Origin of the sequence: Solirubrum puertoriconensis (genome assembly GCF_001483135.1) — a bacterium.
Classification (GTDB): Bacteria; Bacteroidota; Bacteroidia; order Cytophagales; family Hymenobacteraceae; genus Solirubrum; species Solirubrum puertoriconensis.
Window position 1 is genome coordinate 1,017,915 of record NZ_LNAL01000006.1, and the last position, 23,015, is coordinate 1,040,929.

General features: G+C 59.2%; 17 protein-coding genes. 10 read left to right on the top strand and 7 right to left on the bottom strand.

Annotated elements, in window-relative coordinates:
- Positions 1–79: 79 nt before the first annotated feature.
- Both ASU33_RS09180 and ASU33_RS09185 read right to left on the bottom strand, forming a co-directional pair.
- Positions 80–3,703 carry an ABC transporter permease/M1 family aminopeptidase gene (locus ASU33_RS09180; protein WP_059070432.1) on the bottom strand — a complete coding sequence of 1,208 codons (3,624 nt, stop codon included), beginning with the start codon at positions 3,701–3,703 and terminating at the stop codon, positions 80–82.
- On the bottom strand, positions 3,700–4,611 hold the full coding sequence (locus ASU33_RS09185) for an ABC transporter ATP-binding protein (protein ID WP_059070775.1): 912 nt from the start codon (positions 4,609–4,611) through the stop codon (positions 3,700–3,702). The genes ASU33_RS09180 and ASU33_RS09185 overlap by 4 nt, the downstream gene beginning before the upstream one ends.
- Before the next feature lie 269 nt (positions 4,612–4,880).
- On the opposite strand from ASU33_RS09185, the gene ASU33_RS09190 reads away from it, so the two are divergent.
- The 8 genes from ASU33_RS09190 (at position 4,881) to ASU33_RS09225 (ending at position 14,659) form a co-directional block, all read left to right on the top strand.
- On the top strand, positions 4,881–5,906 hold the full coding sequence (locus tag ASU33_RS09190) for a sensor histidine kinase (protein WP_059070434.1): 1,026 nt from the start codon (positions 4,881–4,883) through the stop codon (positions 5,904–5,906).
- A complete protein-coding gene (locus tag ASU33_RS09195) occupies positions 5,875–6,603 on the top strand; it encodes a LytR/AlgR family response regulator transcription factor (RefSeq protein WP_059070436.1) in 729 nt (242 codons plus the stop codon). Before ASU33_RS09190 ends, ASU33_RS09195 begins: the two co-directional genes overlap by 32 nt.
- Positions 6,604–6,947: 344 nt before the next feature.
- Positions 6,948–7,736, top strand: coding sequence for an MBL fold metallo-hydrolase (locus ASU33_RS09200; RefSeq protein ID WP_059070438.1), 789 nt, complete (start codon positions 6,948–6,950; stop codon positions 7,734–7,736).
- A gap of 559 nt (positions 7,737–8,295) precedes the next feature.
- Positions 8,296–9,501, top strand: a complete 1,206-nt coding sequence (gene pcaF / locus ASU33_RS09205; RefSeq protein WP_059070776.1) for a 3-oxoadipyl-CoA thiolase — start codon at positions 8,296–8,298, stop codon at positions 9,499–9,501.
- Entirely contained in the window at positions 9,498–10,097 is a 600-nt protein-coding gene (locus tag ASU33_RS09210; RefSeq protein ID WP_059070440.1) for an acyltransferase, read from the top strand. Before pcaF ends, ASU33_RS09210 begins: the two co-directional genes overlap by 4 nt.
- Positions 10,098–10,189: 92 nt before the next feature.
- A complete protein-coding gene (gene paaZ / locus ASU33_RS09215; RefSeq protein WP_059070442.1) occupies positions 10,190–12,241 on the top strand; it encodes a phenylacetic acid degradation bifunctional protein PaaZ in 2,052 nt (683 codons plus the stop codon).
- A 108-nt stretch (positions 12,242–12,349) separates the two neighbouring features.
- A complete protein-coding gene (locus tag ASU33_RS09220; protein ID WP_059070444.1) occupies positions 12,350–13,123 on the top strand; it encodes an enoyl-CoA hydratase/isomerase family protein in 774 nt (257 codons plus the stop codon).
- A gap of 291 nt (positions 13,124–13,414) precedes the next feature.
- Positions 13,415–14,659 (top strand): hypothetical protein, encoded by a 1,245-nt coding sequence (locus ASU33_RS09225; RefSeq protein WP_059070446.1) that lies wholly within the window; start codon positions 13,415–13,417, stop codon positions 14,657–14,659.
- Between the two features lie 202 nt (positions 14,660–14,861).
- Here the strand turns inward: ASU33_RS09225 and ASU33_RS09230 are convergent, their stop codons facing one another.
- Both ASU33_RS09230 and ASU33_RS09235 read right to left on the bottom strand, forming a co-directional pair.
- Positions 14,862–15,113, bottom strand: a complete 252-nt coding sequence (locus ASU33_RS09230) for a DUF2442 domain-containing protein (protein ID WP_059070449.1) — start codon at positions 15,111–15,113, stop codon at positions 14,862–14,864.
- A 356-nt stretch (positions 15,114–15,469) separates the two neighbouring features.
- On the bottom strand, positions 15,470–15,883 hold the full coding sequence (locus tag ASU33_RS09235) for a hypothetical protein (protein ID WP_059070450.1): 414 nt from the start codon (positions 15,881–15,883) through the stop codon (positions 15,470–15,472).
- 321 nt (positions 15,884–16,204) lie between these two features.
- Here ASU33_RS09235 and ASU33_RS09240 point away from each other — a divergent pair, with 321 nt between their 5' ends.
- Positions 16,205–16,933 carry an SDR family NAD(P)-dependent oxidoreductase gene (locus ASU33_RS09240; RefSeq protein WP_059070452.1) on the top strand — a complete coding sequence of 243 codons (729 nt, stop codon included), beginning with the start codon at positions 16,205–16,207 and terminating at the stop codon, positions 16,931–16,933.
- A 160-nt stretch (positions 16,934–17,093) separates the two neighbouring features.
- Here the strand turns inward: ASU33_RS09240 and ASU33_RS09245 are convergent, their stop codons facing one another.
- The 3 genes from ASU33_RS09245 to ASU33_RS09255 all read right to left on the bottom strand — a co-directional run bounded on the left by ASU33_RS09245 (position 17,094) and on the right by ASU33_RS09255 (position 21,709).
- The gene (locus ASU33_RS09245) at positions 17,094–17,510 is read right to left on the bottom strand and encodes a response regulator (RefSeq protein WP_059070454.1); all 417 of its coding nucleotides are present in this window, start codon (positions 17,508–17,510) and stop codon (positions 17,094–17,096) included.
- 30 nt (positions 17,511–17,540) lie between these two features.
- Positions 17,541–20,774 (bottom strand): PAS domain-containing sensor histidine kinase, encoded by a 3,234-nt coding sequence (locus ASU33_RS09250; RefSeq protein WP_059070456.1) that lies wholly within the window; start codon positions 20,772–20,774, stop codon positions 17,541–17,543.
- Positions 20,775–21,169: 395 nt separating this feature from the next.
- Complete coding sequence (locus ASU33_RS09255) at positions 21,170–21,709, bottom strand: thioesterase family protein (RefSeq protein ID WP_059070459.1); 540 nt, start codon at positions 21,707–21,709, stop codon at positions 21,170–21,172.
- A 357-nt stretch (positions 21,710–22,066) separates the two neighbouring features.
- On the opposite strand from ASU33_RS09255, the gene ASU33_RS09260 reads away from it, so the two are divergent.
- Complete coding sequence (locus ASU33_RS09260) at positions 22,067–22,864, top strand: AraC family transcriptional regulator (RefSeq protein WP_286130453.1); 798 nt, start codon at positions 22,067–22,069, stop codon at positions 22,862–22,864.
- The last annotated feature ends 151 nt before the right edge of the window (positions 22,865–23,015 follow it).

Here is a 23,015-nt window from a genome sequence, read left to right on the forward strand (position 1 = left end):
GTAGCCAGATTAAAACCTTTCTGGGTGGCTACCATGTTGCAATGCTCGCTCACTTAGGCGAATGCACAGCACAAATAGCCTAGTTGCCGGGCATAAGCACCTTATAGTTGTTTTGCTGATTCCAATCGATGAGCAAACTGCGTGGGTCGACGCCAATCTTGGCGGGGCGGTCGGCAAGCGTCAACGCAATCGTCTGCCGGCCGGATTTAATCAGGTGCTTTTGCCGGTAGAGCTGCTTGCCCGTTTCCTGCCCTTCCTTGGCGGGCGCGAATACGCCGATTTCCACCCAATCCTGCATGGGCCGCTTGGTTTCGGTGCCGATGCTATCCACCACCAGCTTGCTGCCCTGCAAAGTCAGCGTCACCTGCCATTTGCCGGCGTTTGTTTGGTTAACGACAGCGCTTTCCGCCGCCAGCTCCCAAAACGTATTGGTCTTAAACAAATCATGTAGGAGCGGCTGGAGGGAATCGGGCGTAACCGCCTGCAGCTCCCGGTACAGATCTAGCGAGGTGGGCCGCGGAACGGTGCCGGGGCGGTGGTTCACGAGTAGCTGCCGCAACGCTTGGTTGACGCGAGGCCGACCCATGTATTGGCTGAGCGTGTACAGCGCTAGTGGGCCTTTGCGGTACGTCTGGTACCAGTCGTCGGCCTGCAGCAGTGGTTGGGCCGCCCTCGTGCGCGGGGTTGCATTTTCTTCCCGCAAAAAACTCAGTAGCCGGACTAGGTGCTCGGCGCCGTAATTGTCCTCCACTACGCCCATGGCCGAGTACCACGCCAGGCTTTCGGTTATTAGGCCGGCACCCGCCACGTAGGCTTGCTTCAGCTGATTGCCCCACCACTGGTGCGCCACCTCGTGCGCCACCACGGCCGTCACCAGATCGAAGCCCCGCGGGTCGGCCTTGGGGTTTAGCAGAAAAAAGCCCTCATCCGCCGTGATGTCGATGGGCGCGGCGTGATGGCCGAAACCGGTGCTCGGGTGAGCTACAAAGCGCAGCTGCCGGTGCGGATAAGGCCCGAACTCCTTGGTGTAGTAATCCAGCGAAGCCTGCGCGCTCCTAACCATTCTCGCCGGGTTTTCCGTGAGCCCCGTAGGGTAGTAAATCTGAATGGCAACTTCCTGGTTCGAGCCAGCCGCCGGGTTGCGCCACTTGCTTTCCTGCACCGCGTAGTTGGCCGAGAACAGGGCGTACTCATTGCGGATGGGCGCCTCCGTGGCGTAGTGGAAGTAGCGGCGGTTTGCCTGGGTCCAGGCTCGGCGTAGGCGGCCCGGGGCAACCGCCTGTTGGTCGGCGTCGGTACCTACAATGGCCTCGAAGCGGATTGGCTCGGCAAACGGTGCGTATCGCCGGGCCGTCTTGTCGTAGAGCGAGGCGGTGGCGGGGCGCGGGGGGAGGCTGTAGGCCTTGCGGGAGCCGGCTTCGTCCAGTTCCCGGTAGGGTTGGTACCCGATAACGGGCAACCACTCCATGTTCCGGAAAGTGCTGCCGTTGGCTACCACCTGCGCATCGGCTCCTTCGTTAGAGAAGCCCTGCGGCCTGTAACGCACCTCAAAGTGCAGGCGGAGCGAATCGCCGGGCAAGAGGGGCCGCGCCAGGGCGTACAGGTGCTGGCCGTGCTTCGCATCCACGAGTACGGCTTTGGCCGGGCGGTCGAAGCGAAGCACGGTGGTTTCCCCGCCGCCCCAACCCGAGGCCAGCAGCACCGAGTCGATGGGCATTTGGGTGTTGTTTACCAGTTGGTAAATGCCCAGGATTTCCGCTGCCCGCTGCTGGGGGTACAGCTCTATTCCCAGGCTTACGCCAGTGAGCAGGGGCTGGGGCAGCTCGTGGTAGCGCCGGAAGCGCTGCTCGTAGGCCGCCCGTTGCGCCAAAGTGGCCGAGGCACTGGTGTAGTTGTGCAGTACGTTGGTGTTATAGAAAATGAAGCTACCGGCCGCCAGAATGCCAACCGTTGCCGCGGCCGCCACCCGCGGCAAAGCGCCCGTAAAGCGCTGCCGGGCCAGCTGCAGCCGGGCCGCGAGGCCGACGTCCCGGCCCCGCACCCAGAACAGCACCGCCACCACTCCCAGCAGCAGCGCCCACGCGAGCCAATAGCCTTTAAACCATAGCCAGGGCGCCAAGGAAGGTCCGAAGCCGGCCATATCGGTATAAGTCCAGGCCGGGCTAGCGCCGAAAATGAGCAGCTTGTGCTCGAGGCCCAGGGTGGGAGCAAACACGATAGCCCCGTAAGCCAGCAGCGCCACCAAGTGTCCTAGGTATTTTTGGTTAACGAGCACGTGCACTACCAGGGCCAGCAGGGCAAACAGCAGGCCGTCGATTAGCTGCAGGCCAAAGAGCACCGGCAGGTACAGCCCCAATTCCGCCGTGGCGCCGCCCATCGCCGCCTGCGCACCCAGGCCCGCCGCCAGCAGCAGGGCCAGCCAGGCTACCAGCACCAGCCCAAGGGCTAAAAACCGGCCTAAAAACTGCACCCACTCCGGTACGGGCGCCGCATTGACTACCTCACTCACGCCGCTTTCGCGTTCGCGCCACACCAGCTCCCCGGCGTAGAAGATGGTGAGCACGGCAATGAGAATCCAGAACCGCTCCGGCTGCGCTAGCGGCGCGGTCAGGTAATCCAGCACGAAATCGGTGCGGGGCAACAAGGGCACACCTTTGCCACGCAGGTTATTGGGCAAAAGCGCCCCAATCAGCACGGCCAGTGCAATCAGCAGCGGCAGGCCGGCCTTGCTGCTGGCGAGTTGCCACAAGGCGCGGGTGGTAATTACGCGCACCTGGCGCAGCCGCGTGGCAAGGTTATGCTTGCCGCAAACGGGCGGCAGCGGCTGCCCGGTGGTCCAGTGCAGGCTTTTCTGAACAGTCTCGGTTACCAATTGCTGCCGAGCGGACTTTGATTTACGGCTGGCCTCGGGTAAAACAAACTGAAAGCGGCGGTAAGTAAAGGCCAGCAGGCCCAGTGAGATGCCCAGCCACAGTAGGCGGTTGAGCAGAAAAGGCCCCTCGAGCAAAAGCAGGCGGGTGTTCTTCTCCAGTGGGCTCCAGTCGCTTGACAAGTGGTTTAGCACCGGGCCGAAGCTCATCGGATCGGCCAGGTTCACCCAGTCGCCGCCCTGCTCCAGCACCGGCCAAATAAGATAAGCCGCCGCGAACAGGGCCGCCCCCACCACGTAACTGGCCAGGGCCCGGCGGCTGAGCGCCGCCAACGAAAACTGAATGGCCGTAGCGAAAAAGGCGTTGGGCAGTGCGATGAACAGGAAGGTTGTCAGGTAGGGCGCTACCCGGAACGGGCCCAGAATGTCAGCCTCTATCCCGGCGAAGTGATTAGCCACCAGAATGCCCGTTGGGACGGCCAGCAGTACTAGCACGCTCAGCGCAAAGGCTGCCAGAAACCTGCCGCCTAGGTACGCCGCTTTGCTAGCCGGGGCCGGGTAAGTGAGCAAATGCATGCGCGTCTGCACGTCGCGAGCGGCCGCATCGCCCGCCACCGACGCGCCAATCAGCAGCCACTTGACGCTGCAGATAACCGTAACGGACGCCATAACGATAGGAGCGTTGAGCAGGAAATACCCGTCGCGTGCATCGGAGGCGTAATTGGCAATAACGATCAGAAAAGCAATGATCAGGAGAACTCCGAAGTAAAGCCAGGTTGTAGCCCTTTGCAGCTGATAACGGAATTCCAGCGCAAAAATTCGTCTGAACTTCATAGGGCTACCACCGTTTTGGGTTGCTGATTGACCTCGCCGAAGCAGCCTTTAAGTGCACTGAAATACACATCCTCTAGGTCCGGCTCAGCTGGCTCAAACCCGGAGCCGGGAGCCTCCTCACTGTACACGTGCACCAAGGTGCGGCCGCTGAGCAGCTTAGCCGAAACAATCTGGTGCTCCTGCTCCAGCGCGGGCAGCGCCTGCTTGTCGGTAAGCTTGCGCCAGATGCGGCCGGTTAGTGCAGCCACGGCACCTAGGGGCGAGGCTTCGAGCAGGATGCGGCCCTGGTTGATGATGGCCATGTTGGTGCAGAGCTCGGCCACGTCCTCCACGATGTGGGTGGAGAGAATCACGACGCTGTTTTCGCCCAGCTCGCTCAGCAGGTTGAGGAAGCGCACGCGCTCGGCCGGGTCGAGGCCGGCCGTGGGCTCGTCGACGATCAGCAGCTTCGGCTGGCCGAGCAGGGCCACGGCCACGCCGAAGCGCTGCTTCATGCCGCCCGAGAAGCCGCCCAGCTTTTGCCGGCGCACCTCCCAGAGGTTGGTTTGCCGCAGCAAATGCTCGACCGTTGCCCGCCGCTCGCTTTTGTTGCCGATGCCCTTGAGAATAGCGAAGTAGTCGAGCAGGTCTTCGGCCCGGGCCTTGGGGTACACGCCAAATTCTTGGGGCAAGTAGCCCAGCGTCTGGCGCACGGCTTCTTTCTGCTTGACCACATCAATGTCGCCCAGGTGGATCGTGCCCGCGTCGGGCGCCTGCAGCGTGGCGAGCGTGCGCATCAGCGTCGATTTGCCCGCCCCGTTCGGGCCCAGCAAGCCGTACATGCCCGGCGGAATATCAAGCGACACATTATGCAATGCCTGCACGCCATTCGCGTACCTTTTCGAAACGTTGCGGATGCTCAGGCCCAGCGGGTGCTTTCCCATGATAGCGGATTTGCTTCGGTGAATCTTCGAAAAGGAGCAAGCACTTAGGATAGGGCCTGCTCCAATTCAGTTCGAAGCAATGAGTACCCGCTTGGAAAGCGAAACCAGATATGCTAATGCGGGGAAGTAATCGACCAAAATCGGTTTTGCTGCCGCAAACCAACGGTTGGCCGCCTGGCGCCTTTCGTAGAGCAGAAAAGGCAGCTAGTCGAGCGGGGCGTGCTAGGTAAAGCCTGACAAAACACCTTTGTGCCATGGAGCGCGTCAAAAGAATCTTCTGGCTGATTCACCTGGTGGTGTGGGTTTTATTTGCCTTGTTGGTTGTGTTGCAACTGAGCAGTGACACCGACGCCAACTGGCGCAGCACTACAGCAGGGTTTATAGCTACCTGTGTGTATGTATTTTACGCTCATTTCTACCTGTTAAGCCAACACGCAGGCCAGAAGAAGGGGAAAGATTATTGGCTGCAGCTAGGGGCCATTGTGTTGACCGGGCCTCTGCCGTTTCTGCTTTTCCAGCAAAAAGCGTTCGATTTCGGGTTATACAGCATGCACCTGATCACTACGGTGCCCATCTTTCTCTTTCTGAGTTGGCTGGCTCGCACTACCGAAAACTTGGTGCTAAACACCATCCAGAAGGAGCAGTTGGAGAAACAAGCCGCGGAGGCCGAGCTGCATTATCTGAAAGCCCAGATCAACCCGCATTTCCTGTTCAATACGCTCAATAACATCCACACCCTGGTGTATAAGCAGGCACCGGCCGCCCCGGATGCGGTAATGCAGCTGGCGTCGTTGATGCGCTACATGATTTACGAGTCGAATGCCGCCACGGTGCCATTGACTAGAGAGCTGGACTACCTGCAGGATTACGTGAATTTGCAGCAGCTTCGCTACAAGCACAGCCCGGTGGTTGAGCTACAGGTAGAAGGCAACACAGACGCTTGCCACGTTGCGCCCTTGCTATTCATTCATCTGCTGGAAAACGCCTATAAGCATAGCCCTGCCCGCCTAGAGCCTGGCGACCTGAAAGTGCAGGTGGAGGTGCGAGCCGATGTGCTGACTTTCAGGGTGCAAAACCCAATCGCCACCAAGCCGGCTGCTACCCTCGACGAGCCGGGCGGCATTGGGTTGCCCAACGTCCGGAAACGACTGGCTTTGTTGTACCCCGACCAGCATACGCTCACCATTCAGAACACAAGCAACATCTTTACCGTCACGCTTATCATACACGGCCTGCACGTACCGGCGCATGAAAGAAAAGCTCAGCTGCTACATCATTGAGGACGAGTACCTGGCCCAGGAGATTCTGGAGGAATACATCCGAAAAGTCCCCTTTTTGGAGCTGAAGGGTACCTACGTAAGCCCCCTGGAAGCTGCCGCTCAGCTGAAGCACGACCAACCCGACCTGCTGTTTCTGGATATCAACATGCCCGATCTGGATGGGCTCAGTTTTATTCCGATGCTGAGCCCCAAACCCATGATCATTCTAACCACCGCCTACGACCAGTATGCGCTCAAGGCCTACGATTTGGAGGTGAAGGATTACCTGCTAAAACCCTTCACCTTTGAGCGGTTTTACCGCAGCGTGCTGCGCCTGTACCAAGAGCAAAGCCCTAGGTACAATCAGGACAAGCCGGAAGAGAGAGTGCAGCCCCAAAGTGAGCCGGGGTACATCTTCCTTAAGGTAGGCCACCGCATTCAGAAGGTAGCCATTCGGGACATCCTCTTCGTGGAAGGAATGAAGGACTACCTGCGCCTGCATACCCCGACCGAAAAGATCATGACGCTGTTAAGCTTCGCTAAACTAGAGGAGCTGCTGCCCCCGCAGGACTTTGCGCGCGTGCACCGCTCGTTTCTGGTTGCGGTGAATAAAATCGACCACATCGAGAAAAACAGAATCCAGATTGCCGACCAGATCATTCCCATCAGCGAAACCTACGCCGAGGGTTTTTACCGAATGCTGAAGGGGCTGCAATAGAGTAGGGCAGCAGTTTAGCTGATCCTTTATACCGAGTTGGGTAGCGGCGAAAAATTGGAGCCAGCTCACCTAGGGGCTGCCCCTGCGCGGCAGCGAAAAGATTGCTGCGTAAGAGGAGGTGATAATGCGCCGGCAACCAAGCGGTGCTCACTCCATGAGTTATTCAAACGAAGCAGCGCCAACCAAGGCCCGCAGCTGAATTCAGAGTTAGGCAGGTTAGTAGAAAGAATGCACGAACTTATAGCAAGGAATTGGGTTATTGCCCCGGCTTCATGGGCTAAAACGGGGCAACCTGCTGCTCTAAACCTGAGGCTTCCACTCCAACGAATCCTATACCAACACCAATGAAGTTTACCACTATGCTCTCGGCCGCGCTGGCGGCGTTAACAGTGCCGGCTCTGGCGCAAACCACTGCCCCTAGCGCAGCCACGCGCGTAGCCGCCGACCAGATTGCCACTAAGCAGGGGGCTCTAACAGTGCAGCCCATCACCCACGGCAGCGTGGTGTTTACCTGGAACGGCAAAACCATTTACGTCGACCCTTACGGCGGAGCCGAGGCCTATGCTGGCCTGGCCGCGCCCGATGTGGTGCTGATCACCGACATTCACCCCGACCACATGGACGCCAAGACACTGGCGGGCCTGAACGTGAGCAAAGCCCTGATGGTAGTGCCGCAGGCGGTAGCTGAAAAGCTGCCGACGGAGTACAAAGCGCAGGTGCGCGTGCTGCGCAACGGGCAGCGGCTCGATACGCTGGGCATGACGGTAGCAGCCGTGCCGATGTACAACCTGCCCGAAGCGGCCGATGCCATGCACCCCAAAGGCCGCGGCAACGGCTACGTGCTCACCCTGGGCGGCAAGAACGTGTACATGTCCGGCGACACCGAAGACATTGCCGAAATGCGCGCACTGAAGAACATCGACGTGGCATTTGTGTGCATGAATCTGCCCTACACCATGGACGTGCCCCAGGCCGCGCAGGGGGTGCTGGCCTTCAAGCCCGGCATTGTGTATCCCTACCACTACCGCGGCCAGAACGGCCTGAGCGACGTGGCTACCTTTCAGAAAACCGTGAACGCGGCCAACAAGAAAATTGACGTGCGCCTGCGCAACTGGTACCCCGCGGCTAAGTAGAAGCACCAAAGCCATACCAACGGGCCCGGCCAGGCACACAAGCCCGGCCGGGCCCGTTGGCGTTGTTGCCCGGCTTGAAATGCGAGCAACGGCTGGCACTCGGCAGGAAATCGTCCAGCAAATAAAAGCGACCTGGCCGATGTGGTCCTTGGAGTTGGCAACAGAAAATCTCCAACGACCGAGTGCTTGGATTCCGTCGCTCGCGCAAATACTTCAAGTCCTCGGTGGCGTCTCACGTCCCTACAAGTGGCTGCCAACTCAGAGCTGTTGTTCTCTTGTGCCATTGAATGACAATGGCTTAGCTATTGACCTAGGAGCCCCGAGCCCACAAAATGCAGAGCGGCAAAGCGTGTGTAGTTCCCACTAGCCAGCCCCCTTTTTACAGATTCTCTAACTAACATTCGTTAGATTTTCCTGAAACTTCAGAGCTTCACGGCCCGTGCGGCTGCCGCTTCTGCTTCCTGAGTGCTCTTGCACGCGGAAGTACTCAATGGCCAGCTACGGCCTCCGGACCGGGAAACCGGCCACTGCACCGCTCCGCAATTTTTTAGCTTTGCCCATGAACCAAGCCTATCTCGTCGACGGAATCCGAACCCCCATCGGCAACTTTGGCGGCTCGCTGGCGCCCGTACGCCCCGACGATCTGGCGGCGCTGGTAATCCAGGAGCTGCTGCGCCGCAACCCCACGGTGGACCCCGCCGGAATTTCTGACGTGCTCCTAGGTTGTGCTAACCAGGCCGGAGAAGACAACCGCAACGTGGCCCGCATGGCTGCTTTGCTGGCCGGCTTGCCGGTGTCGGTGCCGGGCGAAACGGTAAACCGCCTGTGCGCCTCGGGTTTGTCGGCCGCGATTGGCGCGGCGCGCGGCATTCAGGTAGGCGACGGAGACCTGTTCGTGGCCGGGGGCGTGGAAAGCATGACGCGCGGTCCGCTGGTAATCAGCAAGGCCAGCACTGCTTTTGGCCGCGACTCCGAGATGGTGGACTCTAGCTTTGGCTGGCGCTTTGCTAACCCCCGCATGCGGTTGCAGTACGGCCTCGACGCCATGGGCGAGACGGCCGAAAACCTGGCCGAGCGCGACCAGATTAGCCGCGAAGACCAGGACCGCTTTGCCTTTGCCTCGCACCAGAAAGCCACCCGCGCCCGCGACTCCGGCCGTTTTGCCGAAGAGATTGTACGGGTGCCCATTCCGCAACGCAAAGGCGAGCCGGTGCTTTTCACTCAGGACGAGTTTATCAAATCGAACACCAGCCTGGAGGGCCTGGCCAAGCTGCGCCCGGCCTTCCGCGAGGGAGGAACCGTAACGGCCGGCAACTCCTCGGGCCTCAACGACGGCGCGGCCGCCTTGCTGCTGGCCTCGGAAGCCGGCATCAGGCAGCACCAGCTCACGCCGCGGGCCCGCATCGTCTCAATGGGAGTGGCGGGCGTAGAGCCGCGCATCATGGGCATCGGTCCGGTGCCGGCCTCGCAACTCGCCCTGAAAAAAGCGGGCCTGACCCTGGATCAGATTGATTTAATCGAATTCAACGAAGCTTTTGCGGCGCAGGTGCTGGCCTGCATGCACGGCCTCGGGATCGAGCAAGGCGACGAGCGCGTGAACCCCAACGGAGGTGCCATCTCCCTAGGTCATCCGCTGGGCATGAGCGGGGCCCGCATCCTGAACACGGCCGCGCTGGAGCTGCACAAGCAAAACAAGCGTTACGCCTTGGTTACCATGTGCGTAGGCGTGGGCCAGGGCTACGCCGTCGTTCTCGAGAAAGTATGATCTACTCGTTTAACGGCATCGTACCCGTCGTGCACGTATCGGCTTTTGTGCACCCGCAGGCTGCAGTAACGGGCAATGTCATTATCGGCCGCAACGTGTACGTAGGTCCGGGCGCCGCCATTCGTGGTGACTGGGGCCAGATTGTGATTGAAGACAACTGCAACGTGCAGGAGAACTGCACTGTGCACATGTTTCCGGGCACCACCGTTCGGCTCCGCGAAATGGCCCACATCGGCCACGGCGCCATCATTCATGGGGCTACCATCGGCCGCAACGTGCTGGTGGGCATGAACACCGTAATCATGGACCGGGTTGAAGTAGGTGACGAAAGCATCATCGGCGCGCTTAGCTTCATCAAAGCCGACGAGGTGATTCCGCCGCGCAGCCTGGTGGTGGGCAACCCGCATAAGATTATCCGGCAAGTCAGCGACGAGATGCTGGCCTGGAAAACCGAAGGCACGCACATTTACATGCAAATGCCGGCCGACTTGCACCGCACCTTGCAGCCCTGCGAGCCGCTGCGCGAAGTTCCAGCCGACCGTACGGTGCAGCAGCCCAGCTACCAAACTTGGGCCGAGCGCAAAGCCGACCGTTAACTTACGTTTGAGCCGACCGCACTTTGCTTCCTGGCGGGCACCCCCGCCGGCTCACCCCCGCACTTCCCCTCTAATCATTCCCTCCCTTTCTTATGATTCCTACCCTTGAAAACTACGCCCTAGGTCGCTGGATGGCCGGCTCGGGTGATAAGCAGGAGCTCTACGACGCCTCCACTGGCGAAGTCATTGCCATTGCCGACGGCGAAGGCCTCGACTTTGCCGCCATGCTGGACTACGGCCGCCGCGTGGGCAACCCCGCCCTGCGCCGGATGACCTTCCATGAGCGCGGCCGGATGCTTAAGGCCCTTGCCTTGTACCTGTCGGAGCGCAAGGAGCAGTTCTACACCCTTAGCTACCGCTCCGGCGCCACCCGCGCCGACTCGTGGATTGACATCGAAGGCGGCATCGGCAACCTGTTTGCTAATGCTTCGCTGCGCCGCAAATTTCCCGACAAGCCGTTCTACGTTGATGGGGAGCCGATTGGGCTGTCGAAGGGCGGCTCCTTTATGGCTCAGCACATCATGGTGCCGCGCGAGGGCGTAGCCGTGCACATCAACGCCTACAATTTCCCCATCTGGGGAATGCTGGAGAAGATTGCCGTTAACCTGCTCGCGGGCATGCCGGCCATCGTTAAGCCGGCTGTACCAACGGCTTACCTAACCGAGGCCGTAGTTCGGGAAATCATTCAATCCGGCATTCTGCCCGAAGGCGCCCTGCAGCTGGTGGTGGGCTCAGGCATCGGCATTCTGGATAACGTTGACTACCGCGACGTAGTCACCTTTACGGGCTCGGCCGAAACCGGGCGCAAGCTCAAGGCCCACCCGCGCGTAATTGCCGAGGCCGTGCCCTTCAACCTGGAAGCCGACTCGCTGAACGCCGCCGTACTCGGCCCCGACGCCGTGCCCGGCACCGCGGAGTTCGACCTTTTCATTAAGGAAGTGCGCAAGGAAATGACGGCCAAGGCTGGGCAGAAGTGCACCGCCATTCGGCGTGCCATTGTGCCCGAGCACCTGGTGGAGGACGTGCAGATTGCCCTAGGTAAAGCTTTGGCCCAAACCACCGTTGGCCACCCGCTGGCCGAGGGCGTGCGCATGGGGGCGCTGGCCGGTCGCGAACAGTTGCAGCGCCTGCGCGAAAAGGTGCAGCAGCTGGCGAAAAACACGCCCATCGTGTACGGCGACCTGGACAACGTGCAGGTAATTGGCGCGAACTGCCAAACCGGGGCGTTTATTTCACCCATCGTGCTGCTCAACTCCGATCCGTTCCGGTTTACCGATTCGCACGAGGTGGAAGCCTTCGGGCCGGTAACCACGCTGATGCCGTACAACGATGTAACCGACGCGGTAAAGCTGGCCAACATGGGCAAAGGCTCGCTGGTGTGCTCGGTAGCCACCAACGACCCGCACGTGGCCCAGGAGTTTGTGCTTGGGGCGGCTACGCACCACGGCCGCATTTTGGTGCTGAACAACGAGGTAGCCAAGGAAAGCACCGGCCACGGCTCGCCCATGCCGCTGCTGATTCATGGCGGCCCGGGCCGCGCCGGCGGCGGGCAGGAGATGGGCGGCACGCGCGGGGTAGAGCACTTTATGCAGCGGGTAGCCGTGCAAGGCTCGCCCACCATGCTGACGGCCATTACCGACGTGTACCAGCAGGGCGCCAAGCAGTTTGAGCGCGACAAGCACCCCTTCCAGCACTACTTCGAAGAGTTGGAAATCGGGCAGACCTACACCACGCACCGCCACACCGTAACCGAGGCCGATATCACGAATTTCGCGCAGGTATCCGGCGACAATTTCTACGCCCACGTAGACGCTACCTCGCTCGAGGGTACGCTGTTCACCGGCCGCGTGGCCCACGGCTACTACATCCTGAGCAAGGCCGCCGGCATGTTCGTGGACCCGCGCAAAGGACCCGTGCTGCTCAACTACGGCCTGGACGAATGCCGCTTCACCAAGCCCGTATACCCCGGCATGACCATTGGCGTGCAGCTGACGGTGAAGGAGAAGATTGGCCAGGAAAAACGCTCGGAGGACGACGTAGCGAAGGGCATTGTGCGCTGGCTTGTGCAAGTGTCCGACGAAACCGGCGAGACCGTAGCCGTGGCTACCATCCTAACGATGGTTAAGAAGAAAAATCAAGAATAGTTTAGCCCGCAGAGGAGGCAGAGGTTTGGCGCAGAACGGCGCTGAGCTCTGCCTCCTCTAAGCTTCCCTCAGCGCCCACTGCGGGCCAGAAACACCAGAACAAACCGCATGAACGATACCCTCACCGCCGGCAAAGTCGAAACCAGCACCGACGCGCTCGGCGTAGCCACCATTTCTTTTTTCCACCCCTCGCACAACTCCTTGCCCGGCGCCCTGCTCACCGAGTTGGCCCAAACCATTACCCTGGTAGGAGCGGATCCGCGCACCAAGGTTATCATCCTGCGCAGCGAAGGCGAGAAAACCTTTTGCGCCGGTGCATCCTTCGACGAGCTGATTGCCATTGAAGACGAGGCACAGGGGCTGGAGTTCTTTTCCGGTTTTGCCAAGGTCATCAACGCCTGCCGCCGCTGCCCGAAAATTATCATCGGCCGGGTGCAGGGCAAGGCCATTGGTGGCGGGGTGGGCGTAGCCGCCTCCACCGACTACTGCTTTGCCACCACCCAAGCGGCGGTAAAGCTCAGCGAGCTGGTTGTGGGCATTGGGCCGTTCGTGGTAGGGCCGGCCGTGGAGCGCAAAATCGGAGCTGCGGCTTACGCCCAGCTTGCCCTGGACGCAGGCGAGTTCCGCTCGGCTGCCTGGGCCCGCGACCGGGGCCTGTACGCCGACGTGCTGGAAACCGCCGAGCAACTCGATCTGGCCGTGGCCGCCTTTGCCGCCAAGCTAGCCGCTTACAACCCCGAGGCCCTTACGGAGCTCAAGCAGGTATTTTGGCAGGGCACCGAGCACTGGGACCAGCTGCTGGTTGAGCGCGCCGGTATCAGCGGCCGGCTGGTGCTGTCCGACTTCACCCGCGAAGCCATTAAGCGGTTTAAGAGCAAATAGTGGCATGATTGCCGCTTTCCCTAAATAGAGATTGATAAGGCAAAAGGCGCCTAATCCGACCGGGTATGCATTACTCAACGGGCAGCAGCCAACCGCAGCGGTTGGTTGCTGCCCGTTGTTGTAAGCAGCCACAACCGGAATGGTTGAATGCACTGACGGCAGGGCGAAAGCAAACTGCTGCTTCAGCCTAAAAATTACTTTCAGCAACCTAGAGAAGCGAAACAAAGTTTGTTAGCTTTGATTCGCAAAGTACTTTAGTTAGCTGCGCAGTAGCGCGTACTTCCCGGCCGTATGAAAAACGCCATTCTTGCCAACCTTGACAACCCCGGGCAGCTGGAACGCTTGTACCGGGAAGACAAACCGGGCTTTAAGAGGGCCTTTCAGGCGGCTTACCCCGAGCAGCCGGACAACCCTCTGCTCGGCTTCTGGCACGCTCGCCTCACCTACGCCAGCGAGGAGGTTTCCGGGGGCAGCCGGCAGGAGTTGGTGTTTGTAATCATCGCCTCGCTGCTGGCGGGGCTCATTGCCAAGCTGCCCGCCATCTTCGCGCTAAACGAAGAGTTCTTTTACCCACGCAACGTGGGCTTCATTGTTTTCCCTCTGCTCTCGGCCTACTTCGCCTGGAAAAACCGGCTAAGCCCTGGCAAGTCGGCGTTTGTGGTGGGAGCCAGCCTGGCCGGCCTGGTCTACATCAACCTGCTGCCGGATGTGAAAACCAGCGATACACTGCTGCTATCCTGCGTGCACCTGTTGCTGTTCCTTTGGTCGGTATTGGGCTTTACTTACGCCGGCGGCATCAGCCGAAGCCCCGAGCCGCGGCTGCGCTTTCTGAAGTACAACGGCGACCTAGTCGTAATTACCACGCTGATTCTGATTGCAGGCGTGCTGATGACCGGGATAACCATTGGCTTGTTTTCGCTGATCGGCATTAACATCGAGCAGTTCTACGTGCAGTACGTGGTGGTTTTCGGACTGGCGGCCGCACCCATCGTCGGTACCTATCTAACGCAAGCCAATCCCCAACTGGTGGGGCGGGTGTCGCCGGTTATTGCCCGCATTTTCTCCCCGCTGGTGCTGGTAATGCTGGTGATTTACCTGGTAGCCATGGTGTACTCCGGTAAGGACCCCTACAACGACCGGGAGTTTCTGCTGATCTTCAACGCGCTGCTGATTGGCGTGATGGCCATCATCTTCTTTTCGGTTTCGGAAAGCTCCCGGTCCTCCAAAACCCGTCCCGAGGTGTGGGTGCTGGCCTTGCTTTCGGCCGTCACCATCGTTGTCAACGGCGTGGCACTTTCTGCCATTTTGTTCCGTATCTCCACTTGGGGCATCACTCCGAACCGGGCCGCAGTGCTGGGCGGCAACGTGTTGATTCTTATTAATCTGCTGCTCGTGACAACCCAGCTTTTTCGGGCCGCCTCCCAAAAGCGCAGCTTAGGCGGGGTAGGTGAGGTTATTGCCCGCTACCTGCCGGTATACTTTGTCTGGACGGTAATCGTCACCTTTCTTTTCCCTCTCTTCTTCAACCTCAAATAGCGCCTAGCTGCACACTAATGCAGTTTGCACCCGTTACTCGGCTGTGTTTGATTTAGTGTAGTAGTTGTTGGATGCAGTGAGGATGGACTTGCTAAGCCAATCGCCCCGCTAGGCAATAAGCCAGGCGGGGCGATTGTTCTTAATGTGGATAGTTGTGCGCGCTTCAGTGGTGAAACTGAGCCCCTAGGTCGCTCACCAGCGCCTAGCCCACGGCGGCTTCGGTCAGCACGTGTTGCTTTATTTCCCAGCCATCCACGGTAAGCGCAACGCCTAGGTCGGGCCAACTGATTACGCTGTCACGTTTTTCCAGCGTCCAGTTGGCGCGCTGTTGCGGGGTAGCGTGGTAAAGAAAGGCGGCGCAGGCTTGGGTAAACAGGCAGCTGCGAAAGGTACCATCCGACAAGTGCAGGTAGATGGCCGTGGCGGTGAACTCGACGCGGTTGATGTTGGGCATGCTGCAAAAATAGCGGCGCTTACCTGTCCGCCGCGCTTATTATTTCCTCCGGTTTTTCTTTGGCCACAATCCTCAACCTCATTGGTTGAGCAAGTAAGGGCAGAAATAGCAGAGTGGCTTGATCTGCTATTCCGTTGGAGTTAAGCAAGGGAACGTAGCCCAAACCGAGGGGCACTACCGGTGGTACTCCACTGGCGCCAACGCGGGGATGCGCAGGCGGCTGCAACCGCGACTACGACATGTCTGTGACCTGTGAAATGTGTCGCGTGCAGGCCAACCTAGGGGCCGCAACGACATCCTGCACGCGACTACTACTTGCTCGAGGCGGCCCGCTAGCCCGGGCGGTACCTAGGCGGTTAGCTGACTTGCGCGCAACTCGTTTCCAGCAGCCAGCCTAGGGCCTTGGCTTCGTCTTCGAAAGACTTGTTGATTAACGCAATGGTACTGGCCATGGCGAGCAGATTTGCGGAAGCCAGCCGCGCCAGGCTCGACAACGGCATTAGGGTAGCCCGGTACAGCGGCGGGCGGTTTTCGGCCAAATGACGCCAGTACTCAGCAATCCAAGTGCATTCGCGGGGCGTAAACTCGCGCATCTGCCGTTGGTCAACCAGAATTTTGTGGTAACCGGAATGCTCAAAGAGGTTGCGCAAGTGCCGCACCAAGGCTTTTAGTTCTTCCAGCTCGCGGAGGCCGGGCTTGTATTCGAGACGTAGGAAGCCTTCGGAGTAGGAGTATATGCGTCCGACGGGGTTTTCGAAGTACAAGCGCATTCAGGTGTGGCGGTAGGCTATGGGCAAAGTGCTCCTCTTACGCACTTAAAGGAACGAGGATGCATTGTCTCGGCAAAACGGCGTCCGCCTAGCCTCCGGATTGGCAATCAATAGCAGCGAAGCTCGCTTGAAATATTGGGGCTGCAGCCAGCAACAATTTCTGTGCATCGGGGCCTGCTTAAACCAACAACCGTTGGCCGGATTCGCTGTTTTCGCTGCGCTTACCGATGGTTCGCAGCGTTTGAGGTGGCACCGACATCTACCAAGCAAACCCATCTGCGTACAGGCCTGTTACGCACCTACGTAAATGTGCGCCCTAGCATGCGATTCAAAAACAAGGTTTGCCTGGTAACGGGCGGCAGCTCCGGTATCGGAAAAGCAACGGCCCTGCAGCTAGCCGCCGAGGGCGGCCGGGTGGCCATATTGAGTCGGACAGAAAAGGACGGCAACGCCGTGGTGGCCGAAATTACCAACGCGGGTGGCGAGGCCGTGTTCATCGAAACCGACCTAGGCCAACCCAAGGACATTGAGGCCGCGGTAGACGAGGTGCTTCGCCGGTGGAAGCGCGTGGATGTGCTGGTGAACGACGCGGCCATGATGACCTACAAACCGCTGGCAGAACTCTCGCTTGAAGAGTGGAACCAGCTGATGCAGGTGAACTTGCAGGCCGTATTTCTTCTGTGCCAGCGCTGCATTCCGCACATGCAAGGCGGGGCCATCGTGAACGTGAGTTCGGTGCACGCCTTCGAAACGACGCCCAACCTGATTCCTTACGCAACCAGCAAAGGGGCTTTGGAGGCCTTTACACGCGGAGTAAGCCGGGAGTACGACCGCCAACAAGTGCGCATCAACAACGTGGCCCCGGGAGCAGTGGATACGCCCATGCTGTGGGACAACCCCAACGTAAAAAACGGGCAGGAAAAAGTGGAAGGGGCCGTGGGCCAGCCCGCCGAAATTGCCGCCGTTATTTGCTTTCTGGCCTCGCCCGAGGCGTCGTTCGTGCACGGCACCACCGTGGTGGCCGATGGCGGCCGCCTGAACATCCTTTAACCTCGCCTTGAGCAAGCGGAGCGGCCAGGGCTTTTGCTCCCCACTTTGAGTAGGTACTTGGACACCTAGGACCCTGGCCTGCTACAAAGCAGTAATTGGTGCTGGGGGTACTTGGTTGCGGGTACCCGCATGCGTTTGGGCATCAGCCAAGCAGCACAGTTCAGGATGCATACGAATAGCCGAAATGAGTTTGTATCACGCCAGCCAACTTTTCACGAGTCAGGGGCTTGGTGAGATACCCCGCAATCGGAAGGTTTTGCAGGCGGGCTAGGTCATCGGGGTTGTGCGAGGTGCTGAGCACAATGATAACGGGAGCAGGATGGATGGGCGGCCTTTGCAGGTAAGCATGCAGAAACTGTACGCCATCCATAACGGGCATCTTCAAATCCAGCAGAATCAAGGCTGGGCATTCGGAAGCGCGGGATTGGTCGCAAACGGTTTGCAGCAAGTCCAGGGCATCCTGCCCATTGAGGGCAACCTGCGTATCGGTGATGCCCATCTGTTGGAAGAGCCGCTGGTTGAGAAAATTGGTGATGCCGTCGTCGTCAACGAGCAGGGTACGGGGAAAGTCCGGCATGAAGCAAACGGAAAAGGAGTAGGAACCAACCTAAGCGGTGGGTCCGGGCATGTTCGGCAGCGATACGGTAAACGTTGTACCAGCCCCGAGTTGGCTGCGTACGTTAATTTGACCGCCCGCGTTTTCAACAATGCGCTTCACCATGAACAGCCCCACGCCCGTGCCCTCTACGTGGTCGTGGAAACGTTGGAACATGGTGAACAGCTTGGACTGAAAGGCCGGATCGATACCTAGGCCGTTGTCTGTTACCTCGAGCACGGTAAATTCATCCTGTACGCGGGCCCGCACCCGAATGTCTGGTTCGCGCTCCGGGGCCCGGTACTTAAGCGCGTTGCTGAGCAGGTTGAACACCACCGAGCGTAGGTTCTTTTCTGAAATCAGCACGGCCGGCACTCCGGCTACATCGATCTGCAAGCGGGCCCGGCTTTCCTGCAGCAGCGGGCCTAAGTCAAGGCGTACTTCCTCCACCACTGGCGCCAGCTGAACCGCGGTAGCGGCTTGCGAATGCTCTTTCTGCAGTTTCGAAACGTCCGTTAGGTTTTCAATGGTGCGTTTAAAGCGCTCCACCGATTCCATCATGCGCGTCAGGGTTACTTCTACGTATTCGTTCCGGAGCGCTTCAACGGGCAGCTCGTCGCGCAGCAAGTACAGCAGCCCTTCGATATTGGTGATGGGCGCTTTGAGGTCGTGGGAGGCCGTGTAAATGAAGTTGTCGAGGTCGATGTTCGTGCGCCGGAGCTGTTCGTTGGTGGCCTGCAGGTGCTGCTCGGCTTGTTTGCGAACGGTAATGTCGGCCGTAATTGTCACCAGGCCATCGCCCAAGCGCACCGCCGATTGCTCAAACCACCCGTTGAACTGCTCGTGCCGGTACTCCAATTCGTAGCGCTGCGGCTCACCGGTTTCCATCACCTGCACAAACCGCTCGAAAACACCGGATTCTTTCACCCCCGGGTGGTACTCGCACAACCGGCGCCCCACCATGTCGCCTCCCAAGGAGCTGGTAGCCACGGCATTCAAGAGGCGCCAGCGGAAATCAATAATGCGGCCGTTGGCATCGCGTACCGCATCCAAAACCTGAATCATGTCGGCCGAACTATCGAGGGTGGCGCGCACCAGCTCCCCAGCCCGCGCCAGTTCTTGTTCCTGGTGCCGTCGCTCGTCGATGTCGGTGTTGGTGCCAAACCAGCGCAAAATGCGTCCGCTGGCATCGCGCAGGGGTTGGGCCCGAATCAGAAACCAGCGGTACGTGCCCTCGGCGTCGCGCAAGCGGGCTTCTAGGTGATAAGCCGTGCCATTCTGCTGAGACTCTTTCCAGAGCTGCTGCAGCAGGGGCAAGTCGCTGGGGTGATAATAAAGAGTCCAGCCAGTACCGCGGCTTTGCTCCCAGGAGCTGCCGGTGTAACGATACCATTGTGCGTTAAAGAACTCCAATTCACCGGCGGGGCTGGCCGTCCATACCAGCTGATCAATGGCGTCGGTGAGCGTGCGTAGCTCCTGTTCGTTACGCTCTACGCGGCGGCGCGCAGCTACTTGCTCACTAACATCCACGGCCACGGCCGCTACCCCGTTTACCAAGCCCTGCAGGTCGCGGAGCGGTTGGTACACAAAGTTGAGGTACACGGTTTTCATTTCCCCATCGCGGGGCAATACGGCCGTTACCTCCTGGGCAACAAATGCTTCGCCGGTTGCTGCCACCCGATCGAGCAGCTCCTTAAATCCTTGGTCGCGCACTTCGGGCAGCGCTTCCAGCAAGGGCTTGCCCAGTACTTCCTCCTGGGTATGTCCCCAAATCTGGGCCGCCGGCGGGTTCACCACTTCAATGCGGTGCTCCGGGCCTTGCATCACAACAATGGCAACGGGTGCCTGCTCGAAGAGCTCGGCCAATTGGGCTTGCTGAGCCTCGCGCTGTCGTTTGGCCAGTACTTGCTCGGTTACGTCGTAGGCAAAAATGGATATGCCAACGGTAACGCCGTTTTCCTGGTAAGCCTGGTAGGTAAAGGTGAAGTATACATCCTTGGCGGGCCCGCCATCGAGCTGCTCCACGGTAAGCAGCACCTCATTGCCAAAGAAGGTTTCTCCGGTTTGGTACACGTTGTTCATCCAGGCTACAAAGCCCTGCGCGGCGGTTTCGGGCAGTGCTTCGGCCAGCGGCAGCCCCACCAATTGCCGGCCCGGAAACAGCTGTTGGTACGCAGCGTTTACATACTCGAAGCGGTGCTCCGGACCCCGCAGCAGCGCAATTGAAGCCGGCGTTTGCTCGAAAATCTGGAAGAATGTTTCTCGCTGTTGTACCTGGCGCTGAGCAGCGGCAAGCAGGTCGGCTTGCAGGGCCAGCGCGGCCTGGGTACGCTCCTGCACCTTGCCTTCCAGCTCTTGGTTCAGCTCCTGAACCTGCTGACGCGCCAGCACCTGGCTGGTAACGTCGGTGGCTACTACCAGAATGCCTACCGTTTCGCCGCCCTGGTTGTACTGAGGTTGGTAAACGAAGTTGAAGTACACCGTTTCCAGGCTACCGTGGCGCAGCAGCTGAATGGGCAGTTCGGTGCCCACATACGGTTGACCGGTGCGCAGCACGCCTTCCAGCAGCTCCTCTAGGCCTTGACCCCGCACTTCGGGCAGCGCATCGAACAGGGGCAAGCCGACTACCTGCGCCTGCGGACGGGCCCAGATTTCGCACACCGATGGATTGGCCAAGGCAATGCGGTACTCCGGGCCGTCGAGCAAGGCAATGGCTACGGGCGCTTGGTTGAAAATTCCTTGTAGCTGCTGACGCTGCGCCTCAATCTCGGCCCGTGCCGCCTGCTCCCGAGCCTGGCTTTCGCGCAGGGCAATTTCAACCGGGGAGCGGGGCTGATCGGCCGTGTCGGTAAAGCTCACCAGCAGGCCTTCGCCCGCGCGCCGGGCCGTTAGGCGGTAGTAGTTGTCGTAGCCGTCGGCTTGGTAATTGATGTTGTAGCTCCGCGGCTCGCCCGTGAGGTAGGCATCTACGTGGAAATCGAAAGTGCCGTGCTCTTTGCTGTGGGGCCATTGCTCCATGTGCGTCAGCGTAGGCCGGGCCGGCATGCGCATCATCCGCTGGGCAGTTGGATTCAGGTAAACAAAAGTGAAATCCACAATCGTACCTGAGCCCGCCGGATCATATATGGGCAAGTAAAAAATCAGCCCGGTCATCGATACGTTGAGCACCTCACACAACAGCTCGTCGTAGGGCAGCCAGGTAGGCAAATCAGCGGGCTGGGTAGCCTGGACAGCAGAAAACGACATTGAGGCGGGGTGGAGCAAAAAGAAAGGTGGCAGAGCAAGCTACAACGTAGAGTCAATGGTACGCATTTCTGTGGTCGGGGGCCACGCTCTGCCTCCGGCCAGGCCACCTGCCAAAAAGCACCTAGGGCATAAAGGCAACAGGCCAACGGCAATGCTCATCGATTCAGTCAGCATTTGCCTGCCTGTACCGGATCAAAATGTGCTGTTAGTGCAGCCCGCTTAGCTAATACCTGATGTGCAGGATCATTTCCTAATCGAATCGTTACATAAGCCCCATTTGGGTTGCGCCTGTGCCTAAGCAGGGCACTTCGCTCAACTGCTAAACGAGCATTTTCACGCACGTGGTTGCGGATGCCGCGTTACGGTTGGGCAGACCTTCCAGAACCGCCTAGGTATTATCTCTGCGGCTCCGTTGCTTGGCGGAGCTCCCGCATGCTCGCGCTCCAGTCGGCAATCCAAGCTGGCAGCTCGGGTGAATGCTGCGGTTCGCCGGCGGTTTTCAGGACCTCGTGCGGATCAACCGTGCCGCCCGTTCGGCGCAGAAACCGCAATGCCACCACCGAAGTGGCCACGGCCTGCTCGCCCCGCAGAAAGCGTTGTTGTAAGTAAAACAGCCGGTCGTCCCAGCCCAATACGGTAGTTTCGATGCGAAACCGCTGGAACAGATTCAGCGACTTGCCAAACTGTATGGTCTCGGCTGCTACTACTGCAAATGGCATGTCTCGCTTAAGCCGTGCCCACAGGCCCGAGCGTAAAAGCAAATCCATGCGCCCCACATCGCCCATTGACAAGTACACCCCGTTATTGACGTGGCGCAGCACATCCAAATCGGTTAGCCCCACCCGCATGCTGGTGTAGCAGGGGCCAAGCACGGGGCAAGCAGGCCGAAAGCGGGCCGTGAAAAACACCCAAAGCAGGCGGAGGTACTGGTTCAAAATGAAATTGTCGTTACGGATGAACTACCGGGCGGCCATAAGCAGCCAACTTCGAGCTTCTTTCAACGGCCCGAAGCTACGGCTGATGCGCTTAATGCCGGGTTTGGCGAGGCACTTCCGTGAACGTACTAACCATGGTTCCCAAACCCTGACGGACGCTAATTATGAGGAGCGAACAAAAACCTGCTGAGCAATCGAATAAGGATTAAGCATCCACCGGCTTATTTTGGATCTTAAGGCACCGCCATTAATTAGGAGCTTAAGCTGAGCCAACGCGCAACGTGCATTGCTTATAGACTGACGGACGTGAAACTTGAGTTTGAAGCCATAGCGCCTCCGGTAGGTAGCTCCTTTACCTTGCTCCACCACACGGATGTGGAAAGCACCCGCGTGCTCTGGCATTACCACCCCGAATATGAGCTAGTTTACTTACCCCACGGCCGCGGCCGCCGCCATATTGGTCAGCACGTTTCCCGTTATCAAGGCGGGGAGCTGGTGTTTATCGGACCCAACCTGCCCCACCTGAGCTTCAGCTATGGCCGGCAAGATGATTTTGAGCAAATTGTTGTGCAGCTGCGCGCCGATTTTCTGGGCGAAGCCTTCCTGCAACGACCGGAGCTGGCGGCCATTCAGCAGCTGTTTTTGCGCGCCCACCAAGGCCTAGGCTTTGGCCCCACTACTCGCCGGGTGGCGGGCGAGAAATTGCAACTACTACCAGAGGCGTTGCCGTTTGAGCGCCTGCTGCTGTTACTGGAGGTGCTGCAGCAACTAGCTTTGGCTGAAGATGCATTTACGCTGCACGCCGGCAGCCCAGGACAGGGCTTGCGTGGGCAGGAGCACGAACGCCTGAGTCGGGTTTACCAATTTGTGCAGGAACATTACCAGGCAGAGGTGGCTGTGGAGGAGGTTGCCGGCTTGGTGCACTTGTCGGTGCCGGCCTTTTGCCGGTTTTTTAAGCGGGCTACCGGCCAAACGCTAACGGAGTTTGTGCAGGAATACCGCGTCAGCCAAGCCTGTTTGTTACTGCTCGAAGACAAGCCCATCACGGAGGTAAGCTACGCCAGTGGGTTCCACAACCTCTCGCACTTCAACAAAACCTTCCGCAAGCTCACGGGGCAAAGCCCATCTGAGTATCGCCGGCAGCAGCCTGGGTAAGGTTAAGTAAGCTAGCCCTAGGTCAATACAGCATCGGCAATGGCTAATAGGGTAGTAGTGCACGGAGGGCGCTGGCTGTAATTTTGCAACAGATAATCCAGAAATGCTGGATGATAGTTTTCGAAACGGACGCCTTCGTGGAGGGCGGCCT